Annotated in this window: 15 protein-coding genes; 11 read left to right on the top strand and 4 right to left on the bottom strand. The window is 54.1% G+C overall.

Annotation, left to right across the window (positions count from 1 at the left end; all coding sequences use genetic code 11):
- Window positions 1–22: 22 nt before the first annotated feature.
- Window positions 23–763, bottom strand: coding sequence for a hypothetical protein (locus IX84_RS03045; protein ID WP_044216452.1), 741 nt, complete (start codon window positions 761–763; stop codon window positions 23–25).
- Between the two features lie 84 nt (window positions 764–847).
- On the opposite strand from IX84_RS03045, the gene IX84_RS03040 reads away from it, so the two are divergent.
- Both IX84_RS03040 and IX84_RS03035 read left to right on the top strand, forming a co-directional pair.
- Window positions 848–2818 (top strand): tetratricopeptide repeat-containing sensor histidine kinase, encoded by a 1971-nt coding sequence (locus IX84_RS03040; protein ID WP_044216450.1) that lies wholly within the window; start codon window positions 848–850, stop codon window positions 2816–2818.
- On the top strand, window positions 2815–3465 hold the full coding sequence (locus IX84_RS03035) for a response regulator (protein ID WP_044216448.1): 651 nt from the start codon (window positions 2815–2817) through the stop codon (window positions 3463–3465). The genes IX84_RS03040 and IX84_RS03035 overlap by 4 nt, the downstream gene beginning before the upstream one ends.
- Before the next feature lie 41 nt (window positions 3466–3506).
- Here the strand turns inward: IX84_RS03035 and IX84_RS03030 are convergent, their stop codons facing one another.
- Together IX84_RS03030 and IX84_RS03025 are read right to left on the bottom strand one after the other, a co-directional pair.
- Entirely contained in the window at window positions 3507–4460 is a 954-nt protein-coding gene (locus IX84_RS03030; RefSeq protein WP_044216446.1) for a c-type cytochrome, read from the bottom strand.
- A 236-nt stretch (window positions 4461–4696) separates the two neighbouring features.
- Window positions 4697–7654 carry an aminotransferase class III-fold pyridoxal phosphate-dependent enzyme gene (locus IX84_RS03025; protein ID WP_044216444.1) on the bottom strand — a complete coding sequence of 986 codons (2958 nt, stop codon included), beginning with the start codon at window positions 7652–7654 and terminating at the stop codon, window positions 4697–4699.
- 172 nt (window positions 7655–7826) lie between these two features.
- Between IX84_RS03025 and IX84_RS03020 the strand changes: the two genes are divergently transcribed.
- Window positions 7827–8693 carry a helix-turn-helix domain-containing protein gene (locus IX84_RS03020; RefSeq protein ID WP_152604898.1) on the top strand — a complete coding sequence of 289 codons (867 nt, stop codon included), beginning with the start codon at window positions 7827–7829 and terminating at the stop codon, window positions 8691–8693.
- A gap of 199 nt (window positions 8694–8892) precedes the next feature.
- On the opposite strand, the gene IX84_RS03015 is transcribed toward IX84_RS03020, so the two are convergent.
- A complete protein-coding gene (locus IX84_RS03015; RefSeq protein WP_044216441.1) occupies window positions 8893–9582 on the bottom strand; it encodes an NUDIX hydrolase in 690 nt (229 codons plus the stop codon).
- Window positions 9583–9880: 298 nt separating this feature from the next.
- Between IX84_RS03015 and IX84_RS03010 the strand changes: the two genes are divergently transcribed.
- The 8 genes from IX84_RS03010 (at window position 9881) to IX84_RS02975 (ending at window position 24275) form a co-directional block, all read left to right on the top strand.
- Window positions 9881–12970 (top strand): SusC/RagA family TonB-linked outer membrane protein, encoded by a 3090-nt coding sequence (locus IX84_RS03010; protein ID WP_052515720.1) that lies wholly within the window; start codon window positions 9881–9883, stop codon window positions 12968–12970.
- Window positions 12971–12973: 3 nt separating this feature from the next.
- On the top strand, window positions 12974–14527 hold the full coding sequence (locus IX84_RS03005; RefSeq protein WP_044216439.1) for a RagB/SusD family nutrient uptake outer membrane protein: 1554 nt from the start codon (window positions 12974–12976) through the stop codon (window positions 14525–14527).
- Window positions 14528–14634: 107 nt separating this feature from the next.
- Complete coding sequence (locus IX84_RS03000; protein WP_044216437.1) at window positions 14635–18174, top strand: VCBS repeat-containing protein; 3540 nt, start codon at window positions 14635–14637, stop codon at window positions 18172–18174.
- Between the two features lie 4 nt (window positions 18175–18178).
- Window positions 18179–19696 (top strand): arabinan endo-1,5-alpha-L-arabinosidase, encoded by a 1518-nt coding sequence (locus IX84_RS02995; RefSeq protein WP_052515718.1) that lies wholly within the window; start codon window positions 18179–18181, stop codon window positions 19694–19696.
- A gap of 31 nt (window positions 19697–19727) precedes the next feature.
- Window positions 19728–21275 (top strand): alpha-N-arabinofuranosidase, encoded by a 1548-nt coding sequence (locus IX84_RS02990; protein ID WP_394333418.1) that lies wholly within the window; start codon window positions 19728–19730, stop codon window positions 21273–21275.
- A gap of 3 nt (window positions 21276–21278) precedes the next feature.
- A complete protein-coding gene (locus tag IX84_RS02985; protein ID WP_394333417.1) occupies window positions 21279–22277 on the top strand; it encodes a glycoside hydrolase family 43 protein in 999 nt (332 codons plus the stop codon).
- 19 nt (window positions 22278–22296) lie between these two features.
- Entirely contained in the window at window positions 22297–23286 is a 990-nt protein-coding gene (locus IX84_RS02980) for a glycoside hydrolase family 43 protein (protein ID WP_081968595.1), read from the top strand.
- On the top strand, window positions 23283–24275 hold the full coding sequence (locus IX84_RS02975; RefSeq protein WP_044216433.1) for an arabinan endo-1,5-alpha-L-arabinosidase: 993 nt from the start codon (window positions 23283–23285) through the stop codon (window positions 24273–24275). The genes IX84_RS02980 and IX84_RS02975 overlap by 4 nt, the downstream gene beginning before the upstream one ends.

Raw genomic sequence — 24275 nt, 5'->3', positions numbered from 1 at the left:
TTTCAGTAGGCAAGCAGTCGGGTTATCCAGCCACAAATTTGCAAAAATCCCAGACGACGAGGCGGCTTTCATCCGTATAGTATAGCCCGGCTTGCAACCTTTTTTGGTGCAGGCCGAGTAAGCCCTCCTCCTTTGCCATCATTTTGTAGAGGGTTTGCGTGACTTTAGCATAGCGCTCCAGGTCATTGGTTTCAGGCAGTTGGGTGCTGCCCAGTTTTTCCAGCATGCTCCGGAAAGCATCCGCCTCATAGTAAGCATACCGGTCGGGGTACCGAAAAGCCAGATAGAGCGACACCATCTGGTAGTTATCGTCGTGGTAGTGGTTGTTGTCAATGGAGCGCGGGTTGTTGTCCTTGTATTCCTGCAGCAGCATATCGCAGTAGTATACAAAGCGGCTGGCGCGCCCCTCCAGGCTCTTCTCCTCATTGAAGAGGTCAATGAACATATGCCGGGTAAAATCGGGCTGCATACGCATCAGCTCCAGCATCATGCGCTTGGGCTCGTAAGCTTCCCGCTTCCACAGGCGTTTGGTGGTGGAGTTTTGGAGGCTTCGGTCGTACATCCCGGGCCAGTCTTCTGTATCCATATCCCAGTTGTCCTGAAAAATCCGCTGGGACTCCCAGATCGGCAGGCGCTCGGTTTGGGCCGGGCGGGACTTCAGGTAGCCCTGGTATTGGCCAAAGTATTCTTGTATCCGTTTCAGTTGCATAGCAGTAAAATGTGGCGCAAAGATAGGCGAGCCTTTCGGCAAAGTCCAAGCCATGGGCAGCCGATTTTGCGCAAGACATGAATCTGCGTAATTTGGAGGGCGTTTTGCCGTTTCGAAGCGCTGCTTAATGGACCGATTATGCGAAACCTTTTCTTTCTGTTTGTCCTGCTCAACCTTGGCTATGCAGGCCTGGCGCAGTCTGATGCGGCTGCCCTGCACAACCAATTGCAAGCAGCAACGGCAGATAGCGTGCGCCTGCAACTCATGCTGGAGTTGTCCAATTACTATCGCCTGCGGCAACCCGACAGTAGCCTGTTATATGCCCGGCAGTCGGAGGCGCTGGCTCAGCAGCTGAAAAACCACAGCGGTGAGATCCGTGCGCTGCTCATCCGCGGTATGCTGGGCCATCGTCAGGGGAGGGAAGCCGCAGCGGTTGCCCTGTTCCATCAGGCCGCCCGTTTGGCTGCTACCAATGGCAAGCGTGCATTACTGGGCTCTGCCCGTCAAAACCTGGCCCTGGTCTACAAACGTACCGGCCGGCAGGACTCGGCTTTCTACTATTTTACCGCTGCGGAACAGGACTTTACGGAGGGCGGGAATACCTATGAAAACTGGCAGGTTTACTTCGGGCTCAGCGAGCTCTACGAAGGACAGGGGCAATCCCGGGAAGCCGAAGCCTACCTGGTCAAAGCCCTGGAGGTTGCCCAATCTGGTGATAGCCGTATGGACCAAGGGTTTGTGCTTTACCATCTGGCAGAAAAGTACTTTATGGACGACCGGTTTGCCGATTTTGCCAGAGTTCAACAGCAGTGGGAAGCCTTGCAGCAGGATAATCATTCTGCTGCCGAAATCCTGGAGCACCCCGGGCACTACAGCATGGCCCGCCTGTTTCTGACCGATGATACCGCTACCCTTGCCCGCATTGACCGTGCTTACGAGCATTATCTGACCGGTGGGAACCTTTTTATGGCAGGTTGGAGCCAGGAAAACCGGGGGCAGTACTTTGAGCAAAACCAGCAGCCTGCTGCTGCGCTGCAAGCCTACGAAAAGGCACTCCGCCACTACAAAGCCGCAGGGGCTCACCTGCGCCGGGGGATGGTACAACAGCGGCTTTATCAGCTGTATAAAGCCCGGGGAGAGACAGCGGCTGCCTTAACCGCCCTGGAGCAGTTCCGACAGCTTTCGGACAGCCTGAATACCGCTGAGGCGGAAGCTCATTTACGCGAGCTTCAGGTGGCTTACGAGACGGATAAAAAAGAACAGGCCCTTCGTATCCAAAACCTGAAAATCCGGCAGAAAACGCAACAGCGCAACGGACTCATTGGGCTGGTGGCATTGCTTGTACTGCTTGGCGTATCCATAGGTTTCGGGTTGGTCTTCCGCCTGCGTACCCAGCAGCGGCTGGCGGCACAATCGGCCCAATTGCAGGAGCAGCGCATTCAGCAACTGGAACAACAGCAAAAAATACTCGCTTTCGATGCCATGCTCGATGGGCAGGAACAGGAACGGGCGCGCATTGCTCAGGACCTGCACGATGGGCTGGGCGGCCTGCTCACTTCCGTGAAAGCCCACTTTGGGCAATATGCCAACGGAGGGTTGTCCAATGAGCTAAAAGCCAAAACCCAGGCACTCATTGATGAATCCTGCGTGGAGGTGCGCCGTATTTCGCATAACCTCATGCCCCGCAGCCTGGCGCTGTACGGGCTGAAGGGAGCCGTGGAGGACCTCGCCGGGCAACTCCGCCAAAGCGGGCTCAGGGTAGACCTGGAAATCCGGGGCGACCTTACCACCATCCCGGAAAGGCAACAGGTGACCCTCTACCGCATGCTGCAGGAAGGTACGAACAACATCCTCCGGCACGCTCAAGCGCAGTCCGTCCTGCTCCAGATTCTTCTGCATGCAGACCAGTTGACAGTCATCTTGGAAGACGACGGGCGGGGTTTCAACCCGGCCGAATACAGCTCAGCGGAAACCCTAGGGCTGAAAGGGCTCCACTCGCGGGCACAGTTTCTGCAGGGCACGCTGGATGTTGACAGCGTACCCCGGGAGGGCACCACCATCACCTTTCAAATGCCGGTTGCCCAACCTTTAAAACCTGCTGTATTATGAAGTCCCCAATCCGCATACTGATCGTTGATGACCATCAGCTTGTACTTGATGGTTTACAGCTCATGCTGTCCGATGCTGAGGATATGGCTTGCGTGGCAGTGGCCCGGCACGGTAAGAATGCCCTGGTGCAATTGCAGAAACAGGCAGTCGATCTTATCCTGCTCGACATCAATATGCCGGAAATGAACGGGGTGGAGGTCTGCCGGGAAATCCGCAAAACCAATTCCACTGTCCGCATATTGGCGCTCTCTATGCTCCGGGAAGCCAGCCTGATCAAAGAGATCATGCAGCAGGGGGCTAATGGCTACCTGCTGAAAAATGCGGGTCAGGAGGAACTCCTGCTGGCGGTACGCCAGGTGATGGCAGGGCGGGATTACCTAAGCGCTGATGTGGCGCAATTGCTTTCCGAGAGTAAAGCACAGCCTGCGCCGACTTCCCCTTTCCCCAGGCTTTCGAGGCGGGAAAAACAGGTGCTGCAGCTCATTGTCGAAGAGTTTACAACCGGTGAGATTGCCGATCAGCTTAGCATCGGCTTCGGCACGGTAGAAACCCACCGCCGCAATCTCCTGACCAAGCTGGGCGCCCGGAATACCGCCGGCCTTGTCCGCACGGCACTGGAATATCATTTGCTGGAAGGGAAAAGGTAGCAGGCCCGGGTATTGCACCGGGCCCTTGCGCTCCCGTTTTTTTACTTCACAACTGCTCCCGGCTCAATGGCATTATCAATGACCGGTACCGTTTGCAGGTATGCATACATGGCGTTGATTTCGGCATCGGTCAGGTTGGTAAACAGTGGCATCGAATGGTCAAGGTTGCTGCCATCGTGCCGCTTGCCCGTGCGTACGGCCTTTGCAAACTGCTCCGGGCTGTATTTGCCCAAGCCATGGTCCGGGTGTGGGGTCAGGTTGGAGGAGAGGACTTTGGCACTTCCGTTTTTTTTCAGGATGGGGTTGCCGCCCCCAAAATACCCTGCCGAGGCTGTTGGTTCGACCTCGTTGATACCGTCAAAACTGCCGGAGTGGCAATGGTAGCAGGCCAGGTTGTGGGTCAGGTAGCGGCCGTGGGCCACCGGGTCGTTAAAGTCCACTGCTGCTACCGTTTCAGGGTAAGGGGTGGGCTTGATCGCTACCTTAGTCAACAGCTTTGCCAGATAATTGGGCTTTCGCTCCGGCCACTGCTTGTCGGAAGGGCGGGTGAGCGGGTTTTCTGATCTCAGGAATGCGATAACGGCATTAAGGTCTTCATCGGACAAATGCATATACCGGGGCATGAAGAAAGCCACTTCGCCATTCTTCTTGAGTCCGGTGCGGAGCATCAGTGCCAGTTCCCCATCAGAATACTGCGAGAGTTTAGAATCCGGGTGGAGGGTCAGGTTGGGGGTGTAGACCTCGCCAAAGTCTTTTTCCCGCCAGAGGCCGCCTTCCATTTGGTTGGTATTCTTGCCTTTGTGGCAAAGGGCACAGGAGACGTTGACCAGGTGTTCCCCACGTGCCAATTGAGCCGAATCCGCCTTAATGGTGATAGCCGGTACTTCCGCTTCGTGTTTGGGGATAGGGGAGAAGTTGATGTAAGCTGCACCCAGCAGCACAATGACAATCAGGCCCAGAAGGACCATTCCGAGGATTTTCAATGCTTTTTTCATGATATGGTGGTTTAGGTGATCAAGTACAATCCTGAATTTGCCAGGCCGCCCAAAGGTGGCCCGAAGGTATGCAAGGAAAGCTGCGAAAGTGGAAATGGAAGAGTGTTTGCTTGTAAGCAGGAGTTGCCAATGATTTGGGCAATCGGATCAAGAGGGATTTAAAAGTACTAAAAGTGGGGCTAATTCAGGTTATTGTAGGGTAAAGAATTTTTGTTACAACCTGTAATGAAGGCCCTTTACAATTCCTTTAGGATCGTATCCAACTGCTCTGAGAGCTGATCTGCTTCCTTCATCCCGAAAGACAAAGGCGGCTTAATTTTAAGCACGTTATGCTGAGGCCCGTCGGTGCTCATCAGTACGCCCATTGCCCGCATACGGTTGATGATGTATGCTCCCTCCCGGGCTTTAGGCTGGCCATTTTGCGAAAGCTCCACGCCGAGGAAGAGCCCGTGGCCCCGCACCTCAGCGATGATGTCTTGCCGTTGTTGGAGTTGGCGGAGTTGTTCCATTAGGTACTGTCCGGTAAGACGCGCCTTGTCCTGTAGCCCTTCTTCCTGAATAACTTGCAGGACCGCCCGCCCCGCTGCACAAGCGACCGGATTGCCCCCGAAGGTGCTGAAAAACTCCATACCGGTGTCAAAGGCCTCTGCTACAGCCTTGGTACAGACCACTGCGCCGATTGGGAACCCATTACCCATAGGTTTGCCCAGCACTACGATATCCGGTACCACGCCCTGCAGCTCAAATGCCCAGAACGCTTCGCCGGCCCTGCCGAAGCCGGTTTGCACTTCATCCATAATGCACAACCCGCCAATGCTGCGGATGGCTTCGAACACGGTTTGAAAATACCCCGGAGGTGGGACCAATTGCCCTCCGCAGCTGAGGATGCTCTCGCTGATGAAGGCGGCGGGGTGGATGTTATGTTGGGAAAGTTCCTCCAGGCGGGCTTTGGCTTGCTCAAGAGGCTGTTCCGATTGGTCAAAAAGGGGCATAAGGTGGGTACGCGGAGGTTGCCCGCTGCCGCCCTTCCCATTAAATTTATAAGCGCTGATGTCGATGGTCGCGGACGTATGGCCGTGGTAAGCACCATCCATCGCCAGAATATCGTTGCGCCCTGTGGCTGTCCGTGCCATGCGCAACGCTAGTTCGTTGGCTTCACTGCCGGAGGTGACAAAATAGACCACCGAAAGGGGCTCGGGCAGAGTGGCGGTAAGCTCCTCAGCGTATCTGGCCAGCTCGGTGTGCAGGTAGCGGGTATTGGTGTTAAGGACGGCCGCCTGCTGCTGTACGGCTTCCACCACTTTGGGGTGTTGATGCCCGACGTGGGGCACGTTATTGACCGTGTCCAGGTAGCGCCGCCCATCGGCTGCGTAGAGGTAGTGGCGGAATGCCCGCACCATGTGCAGGGGCTGTTGGTAGGACAAGCTCAGGTTGGGCCCGATATGGGCCTGCCGTTTCTGTTGGATGGTCTTTCCGTCCCACTGCACTCGTTTGGGCTGTGTACTGCCTTCCGGCAAATTTAGCAGCAATTCCGGGTTGGGGCAAAGGCTGCGCCAGACCGGCCATTCGTCGGGGAAGCCGACACCGGGGAAATCGCCCTGATTGCCGAGGGTATCCAACAGCACCTGAAAGTGCAGGTGGGGCGGCCAGTTGCCGTTGACCTCCCGCGCTCCGTAGGTCGCAATCCGTTGCCCTTTTTGGATGGGCATGCCGACTTCAAGTTGGGTTAAAGATTCCCGGCAGAGGTGGCCGTAGAGGGTATAAAAAGTCAGCCCTTCCCGTGGGGTATGTTCCAGGATGATGGCGGGGCCGTAGTCGCGTTCCGCTGCATTGTCCGCAAAGCTGTGTACCCGTCCGTCAAGGGGGGCGAAGACGGGTGTTCCCGCGGCCGCCCACACATCCAGTCCCAGGTGGACGGTACGCCAGCGGGGTCCGCTGTTGCCTTCCACCTGATAGGCATCGGTGGTGTAGAAAGGGCGAACCTCCCCGTAGCCACCCAGCCCAAATTCGACCCCATCCTCTTCCATGATCCGCTGTATGTGGCGCTCGAAGCGGTACTCGTCCTCAAAGTTGCGGTTGTTGCCCAGCTCCAGGCTGCCTACGCCGAGGTCCATCTGCCGCCACTGTTCGGGAATAGGGGAGACTGGGGCGAATTCAGGTTGTTCTTCCCGTATCCAATCCTGAAAGACCGTAGCCTGCGGACAGGGCTCCCATCCGCAAGCGTGGCGGAAGTGGTAGTGCAGCAGGTTGTAGGGAATGCCCTGCAACCGTTGCAGTAGGGCCCAGGCAGCGTGGTTACTGACTTGCAGGTACGCCCGGTCCGGAGCAGCCTGTTGATTGAGGGTGGAAACGGTGACGCTGATGAGCAACCTCGCCCAAACGAGTGCGGGCAGGGCGGCGACTTCTGCTTCCTCCAGGGGGAATGCCTGATGGTACCCACGGATGACCTCTACGGCGGCACCAGCGGGGTCGGGTTGTTCCATCATAGCGTACGCCAGGGCAACGGCCAGCTCATTGATGGTAGCAGTATGTACGGCATCCCCAAAGTCGAACAGCCCAGCGATGCGGTAGTGCCCGTCCCTATCCCGTTCGGTCATCAGGTTGTAGTCATTGGCATCGTTGTAATTGACGGAGTGGCGGAGGTGGGGGAGAGCCGGTGCGGCATATTCCTGAAAATACCCCAGCCCCTGTTCAACGATTGGTCGCTGTGCCGCGTCAAAGCGCTCCAGATGCTGCGCCACCCAGGGCAGTTGGTTGTTGTCCCAGCGCATTTCCCGGTGGGCGGACGGGTGGTCGAAGCCTTGTAGTGCCTGGCTCAGTTGCCCCAGCGTAGTGCCCAGGCTTTCGCGCAGTACGGCATCCTTCAGTTTTGCTTTCGCGTAAAGCGTACCGGGGACCCAGGTGGTGAGGTAGGCGGTGGCGCCATCGGGTAGGGGGCAGATATGCGTTCCCTCGTTGTTGAGGATGGGTTTGGGGGTGGCGAAGGGTAGCCCGGCGGTTTCCAGCCGCTGCATCATTTGCAGTTGCAGGTCGACCAGTGCAGGGGCTGCATGCGTGATTTTCAGGCAGTAAGCACCGCCTCCGGTGGGCCTGACTTCAAAGGTGGCGTCTTGCTCGCCTTCCAGTTGTCGGGGCTGAGCGTGGAGTTGGTAGTACGCTTCGAGTATTTTGGTGGCATCAGCAAAAGGTGGCATAGGGCGTTACCGTTTGTTCTGGCCCAAAAGTCGGGAGTGTGGGGGAGAAAGCGAACAATTAAGGCATAAAGAATTGTTGGAGCTGTGACTTAGAAAGCATCGCAGCAGTTCTGTTTTTGATTTTCTATCTTCGTATTATTACAGATTATTCACCGTATCAAGGTCAGTATAAGTGAGCAGTACCTCAACGCTGGAACACCGAGCCCCCCAGCACCCCTTCTACCTGGAGCACATGGGCCGCCTCTACGACCGCGCCGCCGGGCAAGCCGATGAGCCGCACCGGCACGATTACTATACGGTGCTGTTGATTGAGCGTGCCACCGGGCAGCATTTGGTCGATTACCAGGCGTATCCTTTTCAGGAACGGGAAGTCCACTTTGTCAGCCCGGGGCAGGTGCATCAGGTGTTGGCGGAAGCACGGCCGGAAGGCTGGGTATTCACGTTTTCCAGGGACTTCCTGGCAGAAAATAATATCCCCGAAAGCTTCATTTCCAACATCAATCTCTTCAAGGCCTTTGGAGATACGCCACCGTTGAAACTGGATCCGGCTACTTTTGACCGGCTACAGGATATCATCAGTCAGATGGAGAACTGCCTGAGCCCGGATTTGACCTACCGGGAGCGTGCGCTGGGCGCTTTGCTACAGCTTTTCCTAATCTATTGCAACAACACCGCCCAACTGGACACGGCCCAGTTGGATGAAGAAAACGGCAGCATCTGTATTTTGCGCGATTTCAAACAGCTCATTGATCAGCAGTACGCCAGCTGGCACAAGGTGAGCGAGTACGCCGGGCAGCTGCACATTACGCCCAAGCACCTCAGCCAAACCGTGAAAGAACTGACCGGCAAACCCGCCAAGGAAGTCATTCAGGACCGGCTGGTACTGGAAGCCAAGCGCCTGCTGCTGCATACCGATCTGGCCATCAAGGAGGTGGGATATAGGCTGGGGTTTGAGGAGCCCCTGCACTTCAGTGGTTTCTTTAAGAAGCGGGTGGGCGCCTCACCTTCTGCCTTCCGGTCAGGGCGGAAGTTGAGCTAGAGGTAAGCTACCGGTACTACCAATGAGAAAAATCACCCTTTACAGCGATAGCGTTTATCGGAAAGCAGCGAACGGGCTCCTGCTGGCAGCGATGACCGGCACCTTCCTCTATGGTGTTTTGCGAAAGCGATTGCCCCACTAATTTAGTGAAGGCATTCTTGCCATCGGTTCCATCCAAATAGAAGACGAAAAGGGGCTCCTATAGCTTCAGCATAAAACCCTCCGCCGCCTTTTTATCGTATTTACTGGGGTCAAACTGGTAGAGGAAGGACCCCTTTCGCGACGATTTCTTGTCCTTTTCATCCAGTTTGACCACAATATCCAGGGAGCGGATTTTATTGATGAAGTTGCGCTTGTCGAGGGTCGTGTCCCAGATCGCCTCGTACAGCTTTTGCAGTTGGCGCATGGTGAACTTCTCGGGCAGCAGCTCAAAACCAATCGGGCGGGTAGTAGCCCGTGTTCTCAGCCGTCGGATGGCAAAATGCACCATTTTATCATGGTCAAAGATCAGGGAAGGCGCCTGGGAAACGCTGAACCAATTGGCGGAGAACTGTTTGATCAGCTTCTCATTGTGCTCCTTGATGTTGATCAGTGCGTAGTAAGCCATGGAAATGGTGCGGTCAGCCGGGTCGCGGTCCACCTCACTAAATGCAGCCAGCTGCTCCATGTAGACATCACTCAGGCCCGTATACCGTTCCAGGACCCGCCGGGCGGCATCATCTAGGGTTTCCTCTGATTTCAGGAAGCCGCCCACGAGCGACCATTTTCCTTTTTCCGGCTCAAACCCTCTTCGGATCAGCAAAATTTTCAGGTCTTCTTCATCGAAGCCGAAGATGATACAGTCTACGGCTAACAGCACTTTATCCTCCGAGCTGTAATTATTGATCATGATGTGTGGTTGTCGATTTGTTCTGACTGCCTACTAAGACAAGTGTACCAGTGGAATAAATGTTTTCGGGGCTTTGCGGAATAAAAATACCGCGGTCTTTTCAGTAAATAGGAGCCTCAAGATTGACAAATGTCGCTTTTTTTAAGTGTAAAATTAACACAAAAAATGATATTTGTCACTAGTCGAGCGAACGGCATGTAAATAACTTTTTTGTCGAAAAAACGGAATTATGTTAGGATTTTTAAAATAATCTTGCCTATCTTTGGAAGTGTAAAAATTACACTTATAAAGTTAATGTATGAAACTCATGGAAGCATACTTTGCAAAACCAAAGCTTGGTAAGCGGGCTGCGACGCTGAAGCGTATCGTGTCTGCCACCAGTTTGTTTTTGCTGTTCGCCTGCTCCCTAATGGCGCAGAACAGCAAGACAATCAACGGAAAAGTCACATCGGCAGAAGGCGAGTCGCTGATCGGTGTGAATGTAGTGATTCAGGGCTCGAGTACAGGGACCATTACGGACTTTGACGGGGGCTACAGCCTGAATGCAACGCCGGATGATGTGCTGATTTTCTCCTACACCGGCTTCAGAACGGTAGAAATCGAAGTGGGCAGCCAAACGACCATTGATGTGGTATTGCGGCAGTCTGCCGAGCTGCTGGAAGAAGTGGTGGTGGTAGGTTACGGCACGCAGCGTAAAGAAGACCTTACCGGTGCGGTAAGCGTTGTGAACACCGAAGAGATGAAAAAGCAAGCCACCAACGATGTGACCCAGATGATGCAGGGCCGCGTTGCTGGCGTTTCTATTACTTCTGACGGGCAGCCGGGTGCCGCGCCTACTGTCCGCGTCAGGGGGGTTAGTACGTTTGGCCTGGGAGCCAGCGCTGAGCCGCTGTATGTTGTGGATGGTTTCCCGCTTTCCGGTGGTATCCGCGACATTAACCCCAACGATATCGAATCTATTCAGGTCCTGAAGGATGCCACCGCGGGTGCCATCTACGGTAACCGTGCCGCTAACGGTGTAGTAATCATCACCACTAAAGCAGGCAGCAAAAACGAAAGGTTCAGCATTGACTTTTCCAGCTACTACGGGGTGCAGACGGTACCACAGCGTATTCCAGTCCTGGAGCGGCAGGGCTATCAGGCCATCAATACCGAATTGCTGGCTAATGCTGGCCAGGCTCCCGTACCTGGTAATGACCCTAACTCTCCTCAGTACATTGACGACATCAATACCAACTGGCAAGACGAGGGTTATAAGGATGGCTCCATTCAAAACTACAACCTGAATTTCTCCGGTGGTACCAAGCGGACCAACTACTTTGTTTCTATGGACTACATGGACAACAGAGGTACACTAGTGGGGAGCGGTCCGGATTATCGGCGCTATTCCATGCGGGTCAACTCGCAGACGGAGATCGGACGCCTGAAGTTCGGTGAGAATGTTTACCTGATGCGTTCTGACGAAAACCCCTTGTTTTACAATGGTGTATTCACTTTGTTCCTGCCAGGAGGGCGCCCGACTTTGGTCAACGACTTGCTGCAGGCTGCACCAACCATCCCGCTGCTTGACCCCAACCGGGAAGGTGGCTTCGGTGGTGCCGATGCGGTCATCCATCAGTCTATTACCCTGAACGTACCAGGCTTCAACACCCTGGTCAACAACTCCACTCAGGTCAACCGCCTTTTGGCGAACGCCTACGGTGAACTAACGATCGCGGAAGGCCTGACCTACAAGCTGAACCTGCAGTACGACAACTCTGATATTACCGACCAGCTTTTCGCACCTCAGTACGATCTGGGGTACTTCTTCCCGCGCCCCATTGCGGAGCTGCAGGTAGGCGACCGTTCTTCCCGTTCCTTTCTCGTGGAAAACACCTTGAAGTACGAGCGTAAGTTTGGCAGGCACGACCTGAAGCTTTTGGCAGGCCAGAGTTTCCAGAACTTTGACTTCCGGCAGGTATCCGCAGTAGGCTCCGGGCTGGAGAAGCCTTACATCCTGAGCCTGGCCAATGCCTCTACTTTTAGCGTGATTGACAATCAGCAGCCGGCTTCCCTGGTTTCTTACCTCGGCCGGGTCAATTATTCCTTTGACGATACCTATCTCCTGACCTTGAACCTGCGCTACGATGGTTCTTCCCGCTTTCGCGAAGAAAACCGCTTCGCGCTGTTCCCATCTGTAGGATTGGGCTGGAAGCTGCACAATACCTTTGAGCTGCCACAGGCGATTTCCGGTCTGAAGCTCCGCGGTGGTTACGGTCAGCTGGGCAACCAGGAAATTGGCAACTTCCGCTATCAGTCTACCATCAACCGGGCGATCCCCTATGAGTTCGCCACCGGGCGTACCCTGGGTGCTGCGACGACTATTCTGGTTGACCCTTCCATTACCTGGGAAACCCGTACCACACGTAATATCGGGCTTGACCTGGAAATTATGGATGGCAAGCTGGAATTTACAGCAGAATATTACTCTAATACCTCAGATGACGTGCTAATCGATCTGCCCATTCCATTGTCCAATGGCTCTTTGGCAGGACTGACGACCAACGCCGGCTCTATTCAGAACTCCGGGGTTGAATTTTCGGCTACCTGGCGCCCGCGTATTGGCGATGTGGTCTTCAACATTTCACCTAACTTCTACACCCTGAGAAACGAGGTGCTCGATATCGGTACGCTGGACTTCCTTTCCGGAACCGGCGCAAGAACCGAAGTAGGACGTGCAGTGGGAGAGCACTACGGCTGGGTTTATGATGGCATCTTCCAGACCCAGGGGGAAGTAGAGTCTCATGCTTTCCAAAACGATAACACCGCACCTGGTGATATCCGGTTTGTAGACCTGAACGAAGATGGAACGATTGATGACGCCGACCGGCAGTACCTCGGACAGGGTATGCCGACTTACTACTATGGTCTGAATATCGTTGCGAATTACAAAAACTTCGACTTCACGATCTTTGGTCAGGGTAGCGGTGGCAACCTCATCAACAGCAATCTCTACCGGGGCTTGATGGTCACTTCCGGCTATACCAACTGGCACGAGGACATCCTGAACCGCTGGACACCTTCCAACACAAACACGGATGTGCCACGCGTGGTCCTGAATGACCCGAACAACAATCAGCGGGACTCAGACCGCCCGGGCTGGCTGCAAGATGGGTCTTACTTCCGTTTGAATACTATTTCTTTAGGCTATAGCTTTGGTCAGTCGGTACTGGAGCGGGTGAAAATGCAGAGCGCACGGCTTTACGTGACCATGCAGAACGTACATGTCTTCTCCGCTTACGAAGGGTACAATCCTGATTTCCAGGCCGGTATCCTGAACCCAGGCTTTGATTTTGGTACTTTCCCACGCCCGACGACTACTATGGTTGGACTTCAAATAAAATTTTAAGCAATGAAACTTAAGCACTTTAAAATAGGCTTGATGGTTTGTTTCCTTTTCGGAATCAATGCCTGCCACGACGAACTGGACATTGTTGATCCTAACCGTCTTTCAAACGAATCTTTTTACGAAAATGCCGATCAGGCGGTTGCTGCCGTGGATGCCATTTACAATGCACTCATCATTGATGGCATGTACCAGCGGATGACCCCGGTGTACAACGACGGCCGGAGTGATGAACTTTCCTGCCGCAGTCCATGGGTTTTCCTGACAGGCCTGAGTAACTTCACTGTGCCCGGTACGGATGCCGCCCTTGAGATTTTCTGGGCGGGCCACTACATCATGGTGTCCCGGGCGAACCAGGCACTGGAGAACGTCCCTAATATTGAGATGGACGAGGGGCTTCGCAACCGGTTGTTAGGGCAGGCGTACTTCCTGCGTGCGCTGGCTTACTTCAACCTGACCAACGTGCATGAAAATGTACCGCTCATCCTCGAAACGCCAAAGGGTGGCGATTCTTACTATCCCAGCAATGAAGGAGTAACCAGAGATATGGTCTACAGCCAGGTGAAATCAGACCTGGAAACCGCCATTGGTCTGCTGCCGCTCAACTACAACAGCGTTGAAGGTCCGGATCAGGGGCAGTTCGGCCGTGCTACTCAGGGTGCTGCGCAGTCACTGCTCGGCAAGGTGTTCCTCTTCGAAGGCAACTACTCAGAGGCCGGCCGTTATTTCGAGGCCGTTATCAACTCTAATGAGTACGCCCTGGGCGACAACTACTTCGATTTGTTCACTCAGGACCCTGGTTTGGAAAACAGCAATCCCGGCAAAATCTTCTGGGCGGACTTCACCACGAGCACCGCTGCTGAGTTCAACTGGGGCGGTGATCCTAACGTGAACTGGCGTCAGTTCCTGGCCATTACGCCTACGTACTCACAGGGCGACTTCTATGACTTTTACCCTACGGAATTCCTGTACAATGAGATGCGGGAAGAGCTAACGGTAGACGGAACGCTTGACCCTCGTTACCATGCCACCATCCTGTCTTACGAGCCGGACGAAGGTTACACGACCGCATATGGTGTGGACTGGTTTGAAAGAGGCTATACAGAAACCGACTTCTTCATCAAGAAGTATACCAATGCCGCGACCGGCTCGGATGCGTTCGCTTCCGGATTCGACTATCACATCATCCGCTACGCCGACGTACTGCTGATGTATGCGGAGTGTTTGGCGAATACCGGCGACGTTCCAGGTGCAGCAGGTTATGTGCAGCAAGTACGCAACCGTGCCAACCTCCCGGACCGGGAAGCCGAGTTTGCCGCATTGTCCCTCGACGAATTTATGGATCAGCTGGAGCACGAGCGCATCATGGAGCTGGCTATCGAAGGCCACCGCTGGTGGGATATCCAGCGCTGGGGCAAGCTGGACGATTCTGCTGAACTGGCGGAGCTGCAGTCACACGACTTTGAGTTCAATACTTATGCGGTAGGCCGCAAGGTCTTGCCAATTGCTCAAACCGAACTGGACCGCAACCCCAATTTGGTAGGGAACTCAGCTAACTAAGCCAGCTGAGTTAAAGGTGTAAAGCTTTTCATTGTAAAGAAGTGAGGGCGGGTTCAGTAAATTTGATTTACCAGCCTGCCCTTACTTTTCTCAATCTGGAACGAAAAATGATGTCCATTCACAAGATCAACATACTGGGGGGCGTTGCCCTTTTGCTGGGCTTGTGCGGCTGCCAAAGCGGTCAGCAGGGCACCGGAGCACTGTTCCAGGTGCTTGATGCTGCTCAGACCGGCATCGATTTCGAAAATACCATCGCGCCGGATGACACATTCAACCTGATGGACTTCGAATACCTCTACAACGGAGGTGGGGTAGGGGTTGGCGACTTTGACCAAAACGGGCTGCCCGACCTGGTTTTCACCGGCAATCAGGTCAAAAGCCGGATCTACCTCAACAAAGGCAACTTCGAATTTGAAGACCTCACCGATGCCTCAGGGCTAAACACAGAAGGGCTCTGGTGCACCGGTGTATCCGTGGTAGATATCAATAGCGATGGGCTGGATGACCTGTACATTTGTGTGGGCGGGCCACTCAATGAAAGCATTTACCCCAACCGGTTGTACATCAACCAGGGGGACAATACCTTTTTAGAAGCTGCTGAAGCTTATGGGCTTGCCGATCCCAGCCAGTCCAACCAAGCGGTTTTTTTCGATTACGACCGCGATGGCGACCTGGATGTGTACTTGCTCAACGGTGGCGGCTTTGAGAAATCAGCCGTGACCATCCGGCCCATGCTGACCAATGGTTCGGGCCGCAATACCGACCGGCTGTACCGCAATGATTTTGATCCGGCTTTGGGGCATGCCGTGTACACCGATGTCTCCCGTGAGGCAGGCATCACGATCGAAGGCTTCGGGCTGGGCGCGAGTATACTTGATGCGAATGCCGATGGCTGGCCGGATATTTACGTGGGGAACGACTACCTCTCCCGCGATCTGCTTTACCTCAATAATCAGGACGGGACTTTTACCGAGGCCGCAGCGGCCTACTTTGGCCACACCAGCCATTTTTCAATGGGCAACAGCGTAGGGGACATCAATAACGATGGCCATCCCGATCTGTTTACCCTAGATATGCTGCCCGAAAGCTATTACCGCCGCAAGTTAATGTTTGGCCCCAGCCAGTACGATAAATTCCAGCGTGCCCTGCAGTACGGCTACGGGCATCAGTACATGCGCAACATGCTCCACCTGTCCAACGGGCAGGGACAGTATGCCGAGATCGGGCAATTGGCAGGCGTAGACCGCACGGATTGGAGCTGGTCACCCCTGATCGCGGATTTGGACAATGATGGCTTTCAGGACCTCTTCATCACCAACGGTTATGGCAAAGACATCACAGACCTCGATTTTGTGAAATTCAGGAAAAACGCTGCGGCACCCTTTTCCAGCCCGGATGAAGTGGAACAACGGGTATTGAAAAGCCTGGAAGAGCAACCCGCCATCTCGCAGCCCAACTACGCCTACAAAAATAATGGCGATCATACCTTCGCCAACAAAATAAAAGACTGGGGCTTCGAAGCGCCCACCATTTCCAACGGCGCAGCCTACGCAGACCTGGACCAGGATGGCGACCTGGACCTGATCATCAATAATATTGACCAGCCCGCCTTTATCTGTCGCAATACACTCATGGAGCGGGATACCGCTGCCGGGCGCTACCTGCAAGTGCTGCTATCCGGGCCCGAAGGCAACGAAAAAGGCATAGGCGCAACGGTAAAAGTTTATGCGGGCGAACAGGTGTTTACCCGATTGCAGCAACCGGTAAGCGGCTTTCAAAGCACGGTGACGGATGTTCTGCACTTTGGGCTGGGGCAGCTGACGAAAGTGGACAGCCTGACGGTGGCCTGGCCAGATGGCAAAAAAAGCACCCTCCTGTCAACGGTTACGAATCAACGCATTCGGGCCCCATATCAGACAGCGGTAGAAGTGGTAACAGCCTCCTCTTCCCGAAAAGCGCCTCTGCTGAAAGCAGGCGGTGCAATACCCCTGCATCATCAAGAACCGGATTATGCCAATGACTTCAAGGTGCAGCCCTTATTGCAGCATGGCTTTACCCATCAGGGGCCAGGCATGGCTGTTGGGGATGTCAATGGCGATGGGCTGGACGACGTAGTGATGGGGGGCGCCTACGGGCACGATGCGCAGGTCATGCTACAGAACACCGATGGCAGTTTCACGGCACTTGCATTGCCCACAAAGAACTACGAAGATCTTGGCCTACTGCTTTTTGATGCCGACGGAGATCAGGATTTAGATCTTTACGCTGCGTCTGGTGGTTCCGAGCGTTATGCCCATCATATCCATTACCAGGACCGCCTTTATCTCAATGACGGGCTTGGGCATTTTACCCTGAGTACAGGCCGCCTGCCTGAGATGCTGAGCAGCACGGCTGCCGTTGCCGGGAGTGATTTCGATGCCGATGGGGATATTGACCTGTTTGTTGGTGGGCGGGTTGTACCGGGGCAATACCCTAAGGCCCCGCAAAGCTATCTGCTTCAAAATAACGGAGGCACCTTTACGGAGGTAACCAAGGAAATTTGCCCATCGCTGCAAACAGCTGGGATGGTCACTGCTGCCCTCTGGACCGACTTCAATAACGACCACCAACCCGACCTGATCGTAGTGGGAGAACTCATGAAAATCAGCGTTTATCAAAATACCGGAGCTGGCCTTACGGATATTACAGATCAGGCCGGGCTGGCGCAGTCTGCCGGTATGTGGAACAGCATCACCTCGGGCGATTTCGATATGGATGGCGATACCGACTATGTGGCAGGCAACATCGGACAAAACACGCCCTTCAAAGCAACACCCGAGCACCCGCTAAAGCTGCACTACGCTGATTTTGATCAAAACGGGGCCACCGACCCGGTCTTCTCCATTTACGAAGAGGGCGCGTACTATCCGTTGGCTTCTCTGGACCTGCTGACGGCACAAATGCCCGTACTGAAGAAAAAAGTGCTGCAGTACAAAGACTTTGCCCAATCGACTACCTCAGACATGCTCAACATCCTGGAGACAGGCGAGATGCAAACCCTGCAATGCGATATACAAGCTACTGTCTTACTCGAAAACCTCGGCACCGGGCAGTTTAAACTGCACCCGCTTCCACAGTTGGCGCAGGCCGCACCTGTTAAAGGGGTTGTCTGCGAGGACCTGGATCTGGATGGTGACCCGGATATCATTTTGACCGGCAATGAATACAACACAGAAGTCGTAACCGGGCGGTACGATGCGCTCATGGGCTTAGTCCTGCGCAATGAAGGGGGGCTAAGGTTCCACCCGCTTAGCAGCGAAGCATCCGGCCTCCAAATTAGCGGAGATCAACGCGCGGCAGTAACGCTCAGAAAAGCCAATGATGAAATGGCGCTGCTGGTGAGTACCAACGGCGGTGCTGCGAGGGCATATGCATTGCCGCGATCCGGCCAGAAACTTTTGGCCTTTGAGCCGGGAGAAGTCAGCGCTCTGTTAACCTATGAGGGCGGTCAGCAACAGAAAATCGAATGCCACTTTGGTGGTGGCTACCTTTCACAATCGACCCGGAGCCTGCGCCTGTCACCGCAAGCTAAGGAAGCTGTATTTTACGACAACAACGGAAATCCAACCCGTACCTTGAATATTCTAGCATTAAAAGCCGAATTATAGCATTATGAGACTATCGCTTAACCACAACAAGATTTTATTTCTGGCGGCTGTCGTTGCCTTTTCGACCCTTATGGGGTGCAAAGATGACGATATGCCTACGCCCATTATTGAGCCGGAACCAACCACCAATACCGGAGATACCACCACACTTGATGATGGCCCGGTAGACTTTTCCAACTTCTCCGACACGTATGCCGGTGTCGCCACGCCCGCAATGACCGATCAGTGGAGGCACTACAACGTGCATGACCCTTCCTACGTCGTGGATGATGAATTCACGTATTGCTACAATACCGATGTGGCATTCGGGCACGAAATCAGAGCCGGTATACAAATCAGACGGAGCATCAACCTTGTGGAATGGGAGTTTGTAGGCTGGGCCTTCCCCGGCATCCCATCGCAGGGCGGCAATTACATTCGTCAAAACGGAGGAGAACCCAATCCCGGGCTTTGGGCACCTTACATTATGAAGGTTAACGGTGAATATCGCCTTTACTACTCCCTGGCATCCAACGTCCCCCGCCTAAGCGCAATCGGGCTGGCGACATCTGACGACCCCCGCGGGCCGTTTGTGGAGCAGGGGTTGGTGGTCACGTCCCAGAATGACGGCTCTACCCACACTAATGCGATTGACCCCACGGTCATCGTCACCGACAACGGAGAGCACTGGATGTACTATGGTTCTTCCTGGGATGCCATTTACAGGGTACAACTGAACCCGACAACCGGGCTGTCTCAGAACCCAAATGACAAAGGCGTGCGCATAGCGCATCGCGGCTTTACCGGCAACACCATCAACGGAAATATCGAAGCCCCGGAAATCATCTACAATCCGGAATTTGACCAGTACTACATGTTCATTGCTTATGACTGGCTGGAGACCAAGTACAATGTGCGCGTGGGAAGGTCGGACAGCCCCACGGGCCCCTTCTTCGACATTGAAGGCAAAAACATGAACGAGCTGGCAGACGATGAGCCCATGATCCTGGCCCCCTACCGTTTTGAAGGGCATAGCGGCTGGCAGGGCGTATCCCACCCCGGTGTTTTTGAGAAGGATGGCCGCTTTTACATGGGGCATCAGGGGCGCCCGGGCGTCAATCCATTCTTTATGGTGATGCATGTCCGGCAGTTGTTCTGGACCGAAGATGGCTGGCCCCTTGTAAGCTGTCAGCGCTATGCTGCCGAAGAAGAAACCGCAGTGGAAGAGGCGGAGCTGATTGGCAACTGGGATCAGATTACGTACGAATACCAAATCGTGCCTGGCTTTGCGGAAGAACAGCTTTCCCCGAATTATATCGATTCAGAACCCATCACACTGGAGGAAGGCGGCACGATAAGCGGAAGCACCGGCGGCACCTGGTCTTACAGCAGCCCCTGGCTAAACCTGGCTTATGACAACGGCACCACAGCAAGGGTGCGGGTGGAAAGAGGCCGGGACTGGGAAAATGAAGTACCGGAAACCGTGCTGTTCACGGGCCTGAATGACCAGAATATTACCGTTTGGGGCAAAAAATTGCAATAAGCAACATAACTACCTTAAAAGAAAAATCATGATGAGCAAATTCATTGCGCTTGCAGTCGGAGGATTTTTGCTGATGGCGAATATCAGCAACGCTCAGGCTGTGGCCATTAAGGTCGAACCACAGGAGGATGCACCACAGATTAGCAAGCATATCTATGGCCATTTTGCCGAGCATCTGGGCCGGTGTATCTACGGTGGCTTTTACGTAGGAGAAGATAGCGATATCCCGAACACCGCCGGGGTCCGCATGGACGTGGTAGAAGCGCTCAGGGAGTTGTCGATACCGAACCTGCGCTGGCCGGGCGGTTGCTTTGCTGATACTTACCACTGGAAGGACGGTATTGGCCCGAAGGAAGAGCGCCCATCCATCCTCAACATCTGGTGGGGGAACGTCCGGGAGGACAACAGCTTTGGCACCCATGAGTTCCTCAATATGTGCGAGCTGCTGGGCACAGAGCCTTACCTGTCGGCAAACGTTGGCAGCGGCACCCCCCAGGAGCTGGCGGACTGGATCAAGTACACCAATCATCCGGCGGGTACAAGCCCCATGCCGGAACTCAGAGAAGAGTATGGCCGCGAGGAGCCCTGGAAAGTGACTTACTGGGGGATTGGCAACGAAGCCTGGGGCTGCGGTGGTAATATGACACCGGAATACTACTCGGATGTCTACCGGCGCTACGCCACTTTTACAACCGACTGGCGCAATTCTGATGGTCTGGTGCGGGTCGCTTCTGGCGCAAGCAGCAGCGACTACAACTGGACAGAGGTGCTGATGAAGAACATCCCCAAAAACCTCATCGAAGCCATGGCGCTGCACCATTACTCGGTCATTGACTGGGGCAACAAAGGGCCTTCCACTGAGTTTTCTGAAGGCCAGTACTTCACCATAATGGAGCGGGCGCTGCTGATGGAAGAGCTCATTCAGAAGCACACCGCGATCATGGACAAGCACGATCCGGAGCAGAAAGTGGCCTTGTTTGTGGACGAATGGGGTGGATGGTACGACCCGGAGCCAGGCACCAATCCTGGCTTCCTGTATCAGCAGAATACCATGCGCGATGCAATGATTGCAGGTACTACGCTGAATATCTTCAACAACCACGCCGACCGGGTCAAAATGGCTAATCTGGCACAGGCCGTGAACGTACTACAGGCGGTCATTCTGACCGATGAGGAAAAAATGATCCTTACGCCAACGTATCACGTGATGCGGATGTACAAGGTCCATCAGGATGCTACGCTGATCCCGCTGTCCTTCGAGTCTCCGGAGTATACGCATGAGGACAAATCCCTGCCCGCAATTTCCGCCTCCGCTTCCCGGGATGCAGCAGGAAATACCCATTTCTCCCTGGTCAATATCGATTCAGAAAAAGCGCATGAGATCCAGCTGGATGTAAGCGGGCTTGACCTGTCCAAAGTATTGGGTGAAATCCTGTCTGCTGACAAGTTGCAGGACCACAACTCCTTCGATAACCCCGACAAGGTACATCCGGAAAGTTTTAAGAAAATACAGCTGAAGGGCGGTACCCTCTCCCTGGAGATTCCTCCTTTCTCAGTTATTGTAATCACAGCAAAGTAAAGATTGATGAAGTTAAGTGAAGTGTATTGGACGTTGTTGATCGTAGGGCTGGCTTTAGCCTGTCAGCGAGAGGATGATGAGGTACCGGTCATTGAGTCACCGGTCAGCTCCATTGTGCATCACAATCCTATTATCAAAGATAAGTTTACCGCAGACCCGGCTGCTATGGTTCATGACGGGACCGTCTACCTCTATACTGGTCATGATGAGCAGGAAATTGGAACCGAAGGCTATTTGATGAAGGACTGGCTTGTCTTTTCGTCCACCAATCTGGAGGACTGGACAGACTATGGCCCGGCTCTCGCGGTAAGCGATTTTTCCTGGGCACTCCGGGATGCCTGGGCTGCTCATACAGTAGAGCGGGACGGAAAGTTTTACTGGTACGTATCAGTAGAGCACCGCACGGTCCCCGGCAAAGCCATTGGCGTGGCGGTATCAGATAGCCCGACCGGGCCTTTTTCGGATGCACGCGGGGATGCCTTGATTACCAACGATATGACCACAGCGATAGACAGCTACTGGGATGATATCGACCCTGCCGTGTACATCGATGACGATGGGCAGGCTTTTATCTTCTGGGGCAATACGGCTTGCTACTATGCAAAGCTCAAAGACAATATGATCGAGCTGGACGGTGAAATCCACGAGGTGGAAGGGCTGGTCAATTTCACGGAAGCGCCCCACATTCACAAAAAAGACGATCAGTATTATTTGACCTATGCTGCAGAGTGGCCGGAAAGAATTGCCTACGCAACAGCGGATAGCCTTACTGGCACCTGGAAATACCAGGGCATCATTAACGATTATGTGGAGAACAGCTCCACGAACCATCAGACCATTATCGAGTACGAAGGCCAGTCTTACTTCATCTATCACAATGGCAGCTTGCCTTCTGGTGGAGACTACCGGCGTTCGGTCTGCATAGACAGCCTGTTCTACCGGGACAACGGGACCATAGCGCCCATCGTCCAAACGGATGAAGGGGTGGAAAGAATTCGGTAAAGCAAAAAGCAAAGCGCAAATGAAAATACATTCCCTGTATCATCTTGCAATTAAGCTGGGGCTGGTGTGCCTAGCCCATAGTGCCCTACATGCCCAGGGGCCGGGCGAAGCCACCTCTCCGCTTAAGATGAACAACCCGGTGATTACGCACAAATTCACCGCAGACCCGGCAGCCATCGTGCATAACGATACGGTATACCTGTACACCGGTCACGATGAAGCCGAACAAGACTACCACTTCTACAAAATGAACGAATGGCTGGTCTTCTCTTCCACCAATATGGTCGATTGGGAGGAGCACCCTGTGCCGCTTAAAGTCGCTGATTTCTCTTGGGCAAAAAGTGATGCCTGGGCAGCGGAAGTCATCGAAAAGGAGGGCAGGTTTTACTGGTACGTTACGGTTGAGCATGCTACCATTCCGGGCAAAGCCATTGGCGTAGCGGTAGCAGACAGCCCGGTTGGACCCTTTAAAGATGCCCTTGGTAATGCCTTGGTCACCAATGATATGACCAAAGCAACGGATATTGGCTGGGATGACATCGATCCTACTGTTTTTATTGATGATGATGGCCAGGCCTACCTCTTCTGGGGCAATACCGTCTGCTACTACGCGAAGCTAAAGGAAAACATGATCGAGCTGGATGGTCAGATCAAAGTAGTGGAAGGCTTGCCCCACTTCACGGAAGCGCCCTGGATTCACAAGCGGGGAGACTGGTATTACCTTTCCTACGCCTATCAGTTCCCGGAAAAGACGGCTTACGCCATGTCCAAATCCATCGAAGGCCCCTGGGAGTACAAGGGTATTCTGAATGAACTGGCCGGCAACTGCAACACCAACCATCAGGCCATTATCGAGTACAAGGGGGTGCCTTACTACATCTACCATACCGGCGGCATCCAGCCTATGGGCGGCAGTTTCCGCCGTTCGGTCTGTATTGACCGCCTGTACTACAACGAAGACGGCACGATGAAGCGCATTATTATGACATCAGAAGGCATTCAAAAATGAAGCATTTAACCTATAGCATAGCAATATTGATGATTGGGCTGTTGCCCTCCCTAAGCATGGCTCAGGCTATTGACATCCGGGTGCATGACCCGGTGGTAATCGAAGCCAATGGGGTCTATCACCTTTTTTGTACAGGCATGGGCATTGCCCATTTTACCTCCACCGATTTGGAAAACTGGGAAGAAGCAGATCCGGTATTCCCGGAAAAGCCAGCCTGGACGGACGAAGTGGTTCCGGAGTTCCGCAATCACATTTGGGCGCCTGACATCCTTTTCCACAACGGGCAGTACTACATCTACTACTCGGTTTCGGCTTTCGCCAAAAATACCTCCGCCATTGGCGTGGCGACTACAAAGTCACTGGACCCGGAAGACGAAGGCTATGGCTGGACCGACCACGGCATCATCATACAGTCCCATCCCAACCGGGACCTCTGGAATGCTATCGACCCAAACATCGTCTTTGATGACGAAGGCGTGCCGTGGATGTCCTTTGGCTCCTTCTGGGACGGGCTGAAACTGGTCAGGATGGCCCCTTCCCTGCTCGAAATCGCCGAACCACAGGAATGGCATACCATCGCCCGCCGGGAGCGCAGCTTTGAGCTGAGTGACAAAAACCCGGGTGACGCCGCTCTGGAAGCGCCATTTATCTTCAAGAAAGACGGCTGGTACTATCAGTTCCTTTCCTGGGACCTGTGCTGCCGTGGCGCCAACAGTACCTACAAGGTGGTTGTGGGCCGCTCCAAAAACGTAGAAGGCCCCTACTTCGACCGGGAGGGCAAAAACCTCTTCCACGGTGGGGGCAGCCTGGTGGTGGAAGGCAATGAAAACTGGTACGGCGCAGGGCACTGTAGTGTCTACCATTTTAAGGAGGAAGACTACATGTTCATGCACGCTTATGACGCCAAAGACGAGGGCCGTCCTAAGCTCATGGTTAAGAAAATCCGATGGTCAGATGATGGCTGGCCCTATGTCAGAAGACTGAATTAG

Origin of the sequence: Phaeodactylibacter xiamenensis (genome assembly GCF_000759025.1) — a bacterium.
Classification (GTDB): Bacteria; Bacteroidota; Bacteroidia; order Chitinophagales; family Saprospiraceae; genus Phaeodactylibacter; species Phaeodactylibacter xiamenensis.
Note: the sequence above shows the minus strand (reverse complement) of the source record. Positions and strands in the feature narration are given on the sequence as shown.